Source organism: Flavobacterium phycosphaerae (genome assembly GCF_010119235.1).
GTDB classification, from domain to species: domain Bacteria; phylum Bacteroidota; class Bacteroidia; order Flavobacteriales; family Flavobacteriaceae; genus Flavobacterium; species Flavobacterium phycosphaerae.
On the sequence record NZ_JAAATZ010000001.1, the window covers coordinates 1,378,305 to 1,390,408 of the forward strand.

Genomic DNA, 12,104 nt, shown 5'->3' on the forward strand with positions numbered 1-12,104 from the left:
TCTTGGAAACACTATACGCGACAAAATCATTTTTAAACCTAAAAAGAATACTTTTTGTACTAGTCTTATTGCTTAGCGCTACGACTTTTGCACAGGTAAATCCAACGGTTGTTGACAGCACGGGCTATTCAAAAGGGAAAGTAGAAATTAAAAACCCGAATAGCATTCTCAATGCTTATACTTACGACCCGGCTACTGACCGATACATATATTCCAGCACTTTTGAAGGGTTTAATATCAACTATCCCATTATTTTAACGCCCAAAGAATACGAAGAATTAGTATTGCGTGAGTCGATGCGTGATTATTTTAAGAAAAAATCGGATGCCATCGACGGAAAAAAAGACGGAAGTGAAGCCGCTAAAAAAGATTTGTTGCCAAGATATTATGTGAATTCCGGTTTCTTTGAAACTATTTTTGGAGGCAATACCATTGATGTAAAACCCACCGGTTCAGTTGAAATGGATTTGGGTTTACGCTATACCAAGCAAGATAATCCGGCCCTTTCACCCAGGAACAGAGCGCAGACCACTTTCGATTTTAATCAAAGAATCAGCATGAGTTTGATGGGAAAAGTAGGGACCCGACTGAGCGTAAATGCTAATTATGACACCCAGTCTACTTTTGCTTTTCAAAATCTTATTAAATTAGAATACGCCCCGACAGAAGATGATATCATTCAGAAAATTGAGGTCGGAAACGTGAGCATGCCATTGACGAATTCGTTAATTCGGGGAGCTCAAAGTTTGTTTGGAGTTAAAGCCCAATTGCAATTCGGAAAGACTACCGTAACCGGCGTGTTCTCGGAACAAAAATCACAAACCAAATCGGTTACAGCACAAGGCGGTGGCACCATACAGGATTTTGAATTGTTTGCATTAGACTACGATAATGACAGACACTTTTTCTTATCCCAATACTTCAGAAACAAATATGACGAAGCCTTACGAAGATACCCGTTTATTGACAGCCGCGTCCAAATTACCCGTATCGAAGTTTGGATTACCAACAAACAAAACCGTGTTACCAATACGAACAACAACTTAAGAAATATTATTGCGCTTCAGGATTTAGGTGAAGCTCAATTAACAGGGCTTACGGACCAACAAGTAGTGGCCGTCGACCCAACACAAATAACCGCTAATAACTTCTTCCTTGGCACGGCTACAGATACGCCAACCAACAACACCAATAATAAATACGACCCGGCTTTAATTATAGCCGGAGGCGGATTGCTTAAGCCTGAAATTAGAGATATAGTTACGTCGAGTATTGGATTTAATAATGTGGTGGATGAGGGTACCGATTATTCCAAATTAGAAAATGCCCGAAAATTAACGGCCAATGAATTTACCTTTCATCCGCAATTGGGATACATTTCGTTGCAACAACGATTGGCTAATGATGAAGTGTTAGCCGTAGCTTACCAATATACCATTGGTGATAAAGTGTATCAGGTGGGAGAATTCGGAACAGACGGAGTTGACGCCACAGTGGTAGACAATACCAATCCGTCAAATCAGACGGTGTCTTCGCAAAGTTTGATTTTAAAAATGCTGAAAAGTAATTTGACCAACGTTCAAAAACCGGTTTGGAACCTGATGATGAAAAACATCTACCAAATTCCCGGGGCGTTTCAATTGCAACAAGAAGATTTTAAATTCAACATTCTTTACACCGATCCTTCTCCTTTAAATTATATTACACCTTATAAAGATCCTTCCGGAAACATTCCGTTGCAGCTTCCTGCCAATGTAGCCGAAACCGCTTTGTTAAAAGTATTTAATGTAGATAAACTGAATTACAATAATGACCCACAGGATGGGGGTGATGGTTTCTTCGATTTTTTACCGGGCTTAACAGTTGACCAACAAAACGGAAGAATAATTTTCACCACGGTAGAGCCTTTCGGTAAATTCTTGTTTGACAAATTAAAAAACCTGCCGACTGAGAATTATTACGAAGATTATAATGCAGACCAAATTGCAACCACCAATACCTTTAACCCTAATCAGGCTAAATATGTTTTTCGTGAAATGTACCGAAGAACGCCGGCTGCAGCTTTACAGGATGCTACAAGAAATAAATTTCAATTAAAAGGAAGATTCAAATCAGTAGGCGGTGACGGTATTCCGATTGGGGCCTATAACGTACCAAGAGGTTCTGTTGTTGTTACAGCCGGAGGAAGAGTTTTACAAGAAGGAATTGATTATAGTGTAAATTATCAGGCAGGAAGAGTGCAAATTTTAGATCCGTCTCTTCAGGCATCTAATACTCCCATTCAGGTTTCCGTTGAAAATAATTCTGCGTTCGGACAACAAACCAGACGATTCATGGGGGTTAATGTTGAGCATAAATTCTCAGACAAATTGTTGCTTGGTGCTACTTTCATAAAAATGACCGAGCGACCTTTTACCAGTAAATCCAATTACGGACAAGAGTCGGTTAACAATACAATCTTCGGTTTTAATGGAGCCTATTCTACAGAAGTGCCTTTCCTAACCCGATTGGTAAACAAACTGCCAAACGTTGATACCGATGCACCTTCTAATTTTTCTTTAAGAGGTGAAATTGCGTTCTTAAAACCGGATACGCCAAAGCAAGACCGTTTTGAAGGCGAATCAACCGTATATGTTGATGATTTTGAAGGGTCGCAAACCACTATTGACATGCGTTCTCCTTTGTCATGGAGTTTGTCCAGTGTTCCAAAATGGCAGGCCGATGCGAATTATAATGACTTTGGAGCCTTAGCCGCTGATAGAACTTACGGATACAAAAGAGCCAAACTGAGTTGGTACAGCATAGATCCAACCATTTATGTTCAAACGCCGGGAGATATTTCAGACGATGATTTATCTTTAAATAGTACCCGAAGAGTTTTCAGCAAAGAGTTATTCCCGAATTTAGATGTTCCTATCGGACAATCACAAGTAATCAACACTTTAGATTTATCTTTTTATCCTAACGAAAGAGGTCCTTATAACTTTAACCCTCAAGCGCTTAGTCCAACAGGATTTACCACGCCGGAAGATAATTTTGGAGGGATAATGCGACCAATTAACTCGACTAATTTTGAGCAAAGTAACGTAGAATATATTCAATTTTGGGTGTTAGATCCATATACCGACCCGGATCCGGCGGGACAGGCTGACCCTAACAATGTCGGAAAAATTTATTTTGACCTTGGAGAAATCTCCGAAGACGTACTTAAAGATGAACGCAAGCAATACGAAAATGGATTGCCTCAAGATGTTACTTCACAAACCTTAACCAGTTCAACGGTTTGGGGGAAAGTGCCTTCTTCACAATCGCTAATCTATGCTTTTGACGCTGACGGTTCCAATAGAGCAGCACAAGATATCGGTTTTGATGGGGTAAATGATGACGCTGAAAGAGCTTTATTGGCAGGGCCTGAGTCAGGATTTGCTGCTTTGACCGACCCAGCAGGGGATAATTACCAATATTTTTTAAACGCTTCAGGTAGTGTTTTTGATCGTTACAAAAATTACAATGGTGTTGAAGGCAATTCACCAGTTGGAGTTTCAGATAACAATCGAGGTTCAACAACGCTTCCTGATGTAGAAGATATTAACCGTGACAATACCATGAATACCGTTAATGCTTATTACGAATACGGCATTGACATTAAACCAGGCATGATATCCGGAACCAATTTTATTACCGATGTGGTACCGGTTGATAAAATTCCGTTACCAAATGGAGATCTTGGTTCGGCGAAATGGATTCAATTTAAAATACCGGTAACTACTCCTTTAAAGAAAACGATTGGAAGTATTTCGGATTTCCGTTCCATCCGTTTTATGAGAGTCTTTATGACCGGATTTACTAAGCCAATCACCGTACGTTTCGGAGCTTTGGATTTAGTACGTGGCGAATGGAGACGTTATGACAATACCTTACAGGCCAGTGATCCTAATCCGGCTGATGATGATACCAACTTAGATGTACTTTCGGTTAATATACAGGAAAATTCTAAAAGAGACCCTATTCCTTATGTGACTCCACCGGGCGTAGTTAGAGAACAAATAGCAAGCAACAACCAGATAATCAATCAAAATGAGCAATCCTTGTCGTTAAGAATTTCTCAAGGTGGTTTGGAAAAAGGAGATTCAAGAGCTGTTTTCAAAAACGTGAGCGTAGATATGCGTCAATACAACAAACTGAAAATGTTCTTGCATGCCGAGGCATTAAAAACGGACACATCTCCTCTGACAGATAATCAAATGTCAGCTTTCATTCGTTTTGGTAATGATTTTACCAGCAATTATTATGAAGTTGAAATTCCGCTAAAAGTATCGCCGTTGACCTCAAAAACACAAACAGAGATTTGGCCGGAAATAAATGAAATCGATTTACCAACTGCTTTATTAACGCAATTAAAAGTAATTGCCATGAGTGCCCCTTCTACTGATTTTGTCGATGGAGTGCTTTACAAAGATGATTTCGAGTTAGACCCTTCGTTAGCTTCAAATACGTCCCGCGGTTCATTGCGTTTAGCCATAAAAGGAACGCCTAACTTTGGTTTAGTCAGAACTCTTATGGTAGGGGTCAGAAACAGAAATAATAACGACCCGATACGAGGAGAAGTTTGGTTCAACGAATTGCGTTTGGCCGATATGAACAATAAAGGCGGTATGGCTGCGGTATTGAATATGGATACCAATATGGCCGATTTTGCTACCATTTCGGCTACCGGAAGAAAGAGCACCATAGGTTTTGGAGCTTTGGAACAAGGACCGCAAGAACGAAGCAGAGAAGATACCCAACAATACAACATAGTAACCAATATCAGCTTAGGTAAATTATTGCCGAAAAAATGGGGAATCAATTTGCCGTTCAATTATGCAATCGGCGAGGAAACCATTACACCGGAATATGATCCGTTCAATCAGGATATCAGATTACAACAGTTGTTAGACAATACACCAAGCAGCGCTGAAAAAGATAATATCAAAAACAGAGCAGTTGATTATACTAAAAGAAAAAGCATCAATTTTATTGGGGTTAAAAAAGAAAGAAGTCAGGATCAAAAACAACATATTTATGATCCGGAAAACTTAACGCTTTCGTATTCCTTCAATCAGGTAGAAAAACACAATTATGAAATTGAAAGTTACCTTGATCAGCAAGTAAGCACCAGTGTTGATTATACCTTTGCTTTCCAACCGAAACCGGTAGAACCGTTCAAGAAAAGCAAGTATTTTAAGAAAAGCGACTATTGGAAATTGTTGAGCGATTTTAACTTTAATTACCTGCCGACCAACATTTCTTTCAGCACCAACATCATCAGACAATACAACAGACAACAGTTCAGACAGGTTGATGTTATAGGATTGCCGTTGGATCCTTTGTTCAGAAGAAACTATATGTTTAACTACCAATACGGATTCAATTATAATTTGACTAAATCTTTAAAAGTAAATTATACCGCTGCCACCCACAACATCGTCAGAAGTTATTTGAATGAGGATAATATTCCGGATAACAGCTACACACTTTGGACCGATTTCTGGAATATTGGTACACCAAATCAACACAACCAACAAATCGTGGTGAATTATGATTTACCAATCAATAAGATTCCGGCCTTAGCTTTTGTGAAATCAAGTTATACTTATACGGGAGATTATAATTGGCAAAGTGCCTCGTTGCAGTTGAGAACCATTGAGTCAACGGATGGAACCAAATACAATTTAGGAAACACTATTCAGAATTCAAGCTCTCACAAGTTGAATGCTACGTTCAACATGGAGACTTTCTATAAGTATGTCGGATTAGGTAAAAAACCAAAAGCGGCTCCGGCAAAACCGGCAGCTTTACCAAAACCGGGCGAAAAAATTACCACTGCTAAAACACAACCGGCAGCTTCTTCAAATGTCTTCCTTGATGGATTAAAAGGCGTGTTGACCAGTGTTAAAAATATTCAGGTTAATTATACCCAAAACGAAGGAACGGTACTGCCGGGATTCCTTCCGGGCTTAGGCTTCTTCGGTTCTACTAAACCGTCTTTAGGATTTGTATTCGGAGCTCAGGACGACGTTCGTTATGAAGCGGCTAAAAGAGGCTGGTTGACGACTTACCCGAATTTTAACCAAAACTACACACAGGTAGTTACCAAAACGCTCGATTTTACAGCCAATATGGATTTATTCCCGGACTTTAAAATTGATTTTACAGCCAACAGAACGTATGCCGATAGTTATTCGGAACAATATGATGTTGACCCAATCACCAGTAGATACAATTCGAGATCACCTTATACAACTGGAAACTTCGCGATATCTACTGTGATGTTGAAATCTTCTTTTAAACGAAGTGATGAAAACGGATCTTCGACTTTTGATGAGTTCAGAAACAACCGAATCATTGTTGCCAACCGATTGGCCACTCAATATTATGGAGGCTCAGGTTTCCCTACGGATGCTGAGGGCTATCCTGTAGGATTTGGTAAAAACAGTCAAGCGGTATTAATTCCGTCCTTATTAGCCGCTTATACCGGAATGGGTGTTGGTATGCTTGATGGTACCGGTTTCAAATTTGATGAGGCCACAAGCACAAGAGCCAAAAGCATTTCGTTGGATGCCTTCCGTAACATTCCCGTTCCAAACTGGACAATCAAGTACAGCGGATTGATGCGTTACAAATTCTTTAAAGATACCTTCAAACGTTTCTCTATTCAGCACGCTTACCGCGCGTCGTATACCATTAACTCTTTCCGTTCTAATTTTGATTATGACAAAAATCCGGGCGGCATTGATCCGAATACCGGAAATGTGTACAACAAAATTATCATCGGTAACATCAACTTAGTGGAGCAATTCAATCCGTTAATCCGTTTTGATTTTGAAATGAAAAACTCGTTCAAGTTCTTGGCCGAAATGAAAAAAGACCGAAGCTTATCGATGAGTTTTGACAATAACTTGCTGACCGAAGTACAAGGTAAAGAATTTATAGTAGGATTAGGCTATCGCTTTAAAGACGTAATCTTCTCTTCAAAATTGGCTGACAATCCAACCGGAATTATCAAAAGTGATTTGAATGTTAAAATTGATTTCTCCCTACGAAATAATAAAACCATTGTAAGGTATTTGGATTATAACAACAATCAATTGGGTGGCGGACAAAACATTTGGTCAGCCAAATTAACAGCGGATTATTCGTTGAGTAAAAACCTAACGGCTATTTTCTTCTACGACCATTCGTTCTCAAAACCGGTTATTTCAACATCATTCCCGTTAACCAACATCCGAACCGGATTTACTATGCGATATAATTTTGGAAATTAACTAAAGTTTTGACCCAATCTTTTTAATAATCTGTATAGAAATTATACTTTTGGAGAAAATTAATAAACAACAAACTAATGAACATACCAAGTAATTTAAAGTATACCAAAGATCACGAATGGGTTTCAATTGAAGGCGATATTGCCACTGTAGGGATTACTGATTTTGCCCAAAAAGAATTAGGCGATATCGTATATGTAGAAGTAGAAACCTTAGATCAAACTTTGGATAAAGACGAAGTTTTCGGAACCGTAGAAGCCGTAAAAACAGTATCCGATTTATTCTTGCCGTTATCAGGTGAAATTATCGAATTCAACGACGATTTAGAAAGAACCCCGGAAGAGGTGAACGCTGACCCTTACGGAAAAGGGTGGATGATTAAAGTAAAAATTGCCAACACCGCTGAGATTGACGAATTGCTTTCTAGTGATGCCTACAAACAACTTATTGGTGCTTAAAAAACACTTTACGGTTTGGCTTTAGGTTGGACTGTTTTGATTGCTGTTTTGTGTTTAATTAAGTTCGGTAAATTACCGGCCATTCCTGTTAAAGAAGCCGATAAATACGTTCATTTTACCTTTCATTTTGTTTTTACCCTGCTTTGGGGAAATTATGTTTGGCTAAAAAATAAATCAACCGAACTCAAACTTATTGTAAAAGTGTTTATCGTTTCCTTGTTATATGGAATACTTATAGAGTTTTTACAAGAAACACTAACCACAACCCGCCATGCCGACATCTATGATGTAATGGCCAATGCAACCGGAGCAGCCACAGCAATAGGATTCTTCCTTTTGCTGAAAAAACTAAAACAATCTCCACAATAGTTACTAAAAAATGTCCCGATTTTAATCGGGATTTTTTTTTACTTTTATAGCATGAATATAAAGCAATACCTCGACTCCACTTATCTGAAAACAGCCGAACAAAGCGGTTTGTCAGAAGCTGATAATACTTCTATTGTAAAAGGCTTTATTCAAGAAGCCATTGATGAAGGTTTTAAACTAATCATGATACGGCCCGACAAAGTAAAGTTGGCCAAAGAAATGATCACCAAAGCCAAGTCAAAAGTCCTTATAGGAACGGTTATTTCCTTTCCAGAAGGAACCAATTCTCTTGATGAAAAACTGGACGAAGCATTTCAAGCCATTGAAGATGGAGCCGATGAATTGGATTTTGTCTGCAATTATGAAGCTTTTAAAAAAGGCGATATTGAGTTGGTAAAACAAGAAATTTACAGCGGAACTCGCTTGGCCTTTGATAACCATAAAGTAGTCAAATGGATTATTGAAGTAGCTGCTTTGACCGATGCCCAAATCATACAGTTTTCGGCCTTGATAAAAAATGTAATCATCACCAATTTCAAAGAGGATTGTTTTCCTAATGTATTCGTTAAATCTTCCACCGGATTTTTTAAAACCGAAAACGGATTGCCCAACGGAGCTACATTTCCATCAGTCATTATGATGCTCGAAAATGCTTCACCACTTCCGGTGAAAGCAGCCGGCGGAGTCAGAACCTATGAAGAAGCGGAGGAAATGATTCGCTTAGGGGTTAAACGAATTGGTACTTCGGCAGCCAAAACTATTGCTAACGGCGAAACCGCTACCGGCAGTTATTAATTTAGTCTTTCCAAAAATGAAAAAAATAGTATCCTTTTTATTGCTGTTGTTTGTTGTATTTAGTTCCAAGGCGCAGGTTTTAAAAGAAATAGAAAAAGTCCCGGTATTTCCGTCTTGCGAAGGATTGCAACAACACGCACTCGAAACTTGTTTTCATAACGAGGTGCAGGATTTTGTATACAACAATTTTAAAGTGCCTGATAATTTGAAGCAAAGCAATTATAAAGGCAGCGTTATAGTGCTTTTTGAAGTAACCGATTCCGGAAATTTTAAAGTGATTTATGTTGATGCCATTGATGAAGCTTTAGTGGCTGAAAGCAAAAGAGTGTTTGGCAAACTTCCCAAAATAAAACCGGCCACCTATAACGGTAATGCCACGTATGCTAAGTATACCATTAAAATTGCTATTCCGTTACAAAGCGTAGCCGAGATGCAGGCCCAAAAAGAAGCAGAAGAACAAGCAGAAAAAGCATCCATGGAGTACAAACCAAATGATAAGCAACTATCAGAATTGGACAATGTACACTATAAAAAGTTCAACAATCCACAGTTGGAGAGCCATTTGAACATTCCGTTTTCGCATAGTTATTATGCCCAATTTGATGACGAAATGAATCAACTTGGAGCTAACAATCATACTGCTTCCAAGCCTTATGCTTATGCCGATGTTGCAAAATATTATAACCTCAAAGAAGAAAATCAAAAACTGGCCAAAAACAAACAAGGCTGGTGGGGCAGAAAACTTTGGAATGAAAATTTAGTCGAAATTCAAGGCGACGATTATTGGTTTACACTAAATCCGATTGTTGATTTGCAATTTGGGAAAAGCGATCCCAGCGAAGCCAAATATACCTACATCAATACCCGTGGAATTCAGTTTAACGGAGGTTTAGGAAAAGAATTGAACTTCACCACAACCATTTATGAAAGTCAAGGACGTTTTGCCGATTACTTTAATCGCTATGCCGAATCTATAGCACCCGATGGAGGTAATCCGGCGATTATTCCCGGGATTGGAATTGCTAAAGATTTCAAATCAGACGCCTATGATTTTCCAATGGCTGAAGCCAATTTAGCTTATACACCAAGTAAATTCATCAATATGAATTTGGGATATGGCAAGAACTTTATTGGTGACGGTTATCGTTCTTTACTACTTGGAGATGGGGCCAGCCCGTATCCTTATTTTAAATTGAACACCACTTTTTGGAAGATAAAATACACCAATATTTATACTTGGCTTAAAGATGTTCGCCCCGATGTGACGGTGGACCGAACTTATGCTACCAAGTTTGCGGCAAGTCATTATTTGAGTTTGAATGTAACCAATCGTTGGAACTTAGGTTTCTTTGAGTCTGTGATTTGGACCAACAAAAACAATCGTGGCTTTGACATGAGTTTTGTCAATCCCATTATTTTCTATCGTTCGGTAGAGTTTGAATCTTCGGCCCGAACCGGAAATGCTATGTTGGGATTAACTACCAAATTCAAGTTCAGCAATCAGGTGAATTTTTACGGACAGTTCCTGCTCGATGAGTTTTCGTTAAGCGATATGAAAGCCGGTAAAAAAAGCTGGAAAAACAAATACGGCTACCAATTGGGAGTTAAATACTATAACGCTTTTCATATCAAAAATCTATTGTTACAGGCTGAATACAATCATGTACGTCCTTATGTTTATGCACACAGCGAACCGATTACCAATTACGGACACAACAATCAAAGTTTAGGACACCAATGGGGCGGAAACTTCAAAGAATTCATTGCCATAGCCCGTTACCATCAAGGACGCTATTTTGCGGATGCCAAACTTACCATTGGCGAGCGCGGATTAGATTTTAACAATGCTACCGATACGTTTAATTATGGTAGCGATATCTACAAAGATTATGATTTAAATCGCCCGTACGACGAAGGGGTAGCTATCGGACAAGGAAATAAAACCAAAGTATTTATTGCTGATATTCAGGCCGGTTATTTGATTAATCCGGCTACCAACATGAAATTGTTTGGTAGTTTTATTTACCGCGATTTTAATCCAACTACCGAAACGGCCACAGCTATCAAAGAAAGCACTACTTGGTTCTCTATAGGATTGCGTTGTGATATCTTTAATTGGTATTTTGATTATTAAAATTTTTTATAACCCTTCTTAATTTTTTTTAAATGAAAAATTCTATTTGGCTTCTATTCCTTTGTTGTAGTGTATTTGCTTTTTCACAAGAAAAAAAGAGCGTCAAAAGTGGCTACATAACGTTTAATAGTAACTCTATTCTGGAATTTAAAAATCTGGAAATTGCCAAAGACAGTGTGTCTTATGAAAATGATGTAACCAAATCTCAAATGAAGTTTGCCTTAGGTGGTATAAAGAAAATTGTTGACGGTAGTGGAGTAACAGTCTACGAATCGGAAAACAAAGCCGCAATCAAAAAGCTTACGGCAAAGGATGAAGAGAAAACAGTAATACTTAATAAATCAAAAGAAGAGTTGTTAGAGTACAAGTCGGCTTCCAAAATATACAAAAATGGGCAATTACTTACCGGTGAGCAGGTAGAAGGACTGTTAAAACCATCGCCTAACCTATATGATGATTACAAAAGAGGTAAAAGTGGAGCGTCGCTGGGGAGTATTTTAATTGGCGGCGGAATAGGACTCTTTATTGGCGGCGGCTTAAGTAATTTATCTCAAACTAACGGAGGTGGACCAGCGTTGCTTATAGTGGGGATTGTCACTAGTGTGGTGGGTATTCCTGTTAGGCTTGGTGGTGTTAAAAAAATAAAAGAAGCCGTAAAAGATTATAATAATCTGCCTAAAAAACAAGTTGCTTTTTTTGAAAAATCGGAGCTTAAAATGCTAATCAGCACTAATGGATTAGGGTTTCAATGGCATTTTTAGCCTACGCTTTTTAGTTCCGACATCGACCTACTGTACAGAAAATGGTTTCCAAGCGCATCCCATGACTTTTTACTGATTTCTTTGCTATCACACAAATCCTCTCGTGTGGTAAATCAATACTTGTGACCATATTTACAGACGAAAATCTGTCCCAAAAAAAATCCATTTTAAAAAATTGCGCCAAAAGTTGGTTCGAAATTTTAAACAGAAAAAAAATTGCGCCAAAAGCAGAAGTTACAGGAAAGGACAAAATAGAGACTCTCATTGTTTTTTGTTGCAT

The 12,104-nt window shown here is 38.5% G+C and carries 6 protein-coding genes; all 6 read left to right on the forward strand.

From position 1 onward, the window contains the following. The first annotated feature begins 2 nt into the window (after window positions 1–2). The 6 genes from sov to GUU89_RS06170 all read left to right on the forward strand — a co-directional run bounded on the left by sov (window position 3) and on the right by GUU89_RS06170 (window position 11,824). Window positions 3–7,307 (forward strand): T9SS outer membrane translocon Sov/SprA, encoded by a 7,305-nt coding sequence (sov, locus tag GUU89_RS06145; RefSeq protein WP_162127099.1) that lies wholly within the window; start codon window positions 3–5, stop codon window positions 7,305–7,307. Between the two features lie 77 nt (window positions 7,308–7,384). Further along, window positions 7,385–7,765, forward strand: coding sequence for a glycine cleavage system protein GcvH (gcvH, locus tag GUU89_RS06150; RefSeq protein ID WP_162127100.1), 381 nt, complete (start codon window positions 7,385–7,387; stop codon window positions 7,763–7,765). 15 nt (window positions 7,766–7,780) lie between these two features. Beyond that, window positions 7,781–8,134: a VanZ family protein gene (locus tag GUU89_RS06155; protein WP_235921991.1), complete on the forward strand. Its 354-nt coding sequence runs from the start codon at window positions 7,781–7,783 to the stop codon at window positions 8,132–8,134. Between the two features lie 51 nt (window positions 8,135–8,185). Then, a complete protein-coding gene (deoC, locus tag GUU89_RS06160) occupies window positions 8,186–8,929 on the forward strand; it encodes a deoxyribose-phosphate aldolase (RefSeq protein WP_162127101.1) in 744 nt (247 codons plus the stop codon). 16 nt (window positions 8,930–8,945) lie between these two features. Then, window positions 8,946–11,063 (forward strand): energy transducer TonB, encoded by a 2,118-nt coding sequence (locus GUU89_RS06165; protein WP_162127102.1) that lies wholly within the window; start codon window positions 8,946–8,948, stop codon window positions 11,061–11,063. Between the two features lie 32 nt (window positions 11,064–11,095). After that, window positions 11,096–11,824, forward strand: a complete 729-nt coding sequence (locus GUU89_RS06170) for a hypothetical protein (protein ID WP_162127103.1) — start codon at window positions 11,096–11,098, stop codon at window positions 11,822–11,824. Window positions 11,825–12,104 lie beyond the last annotated feature (280 nt).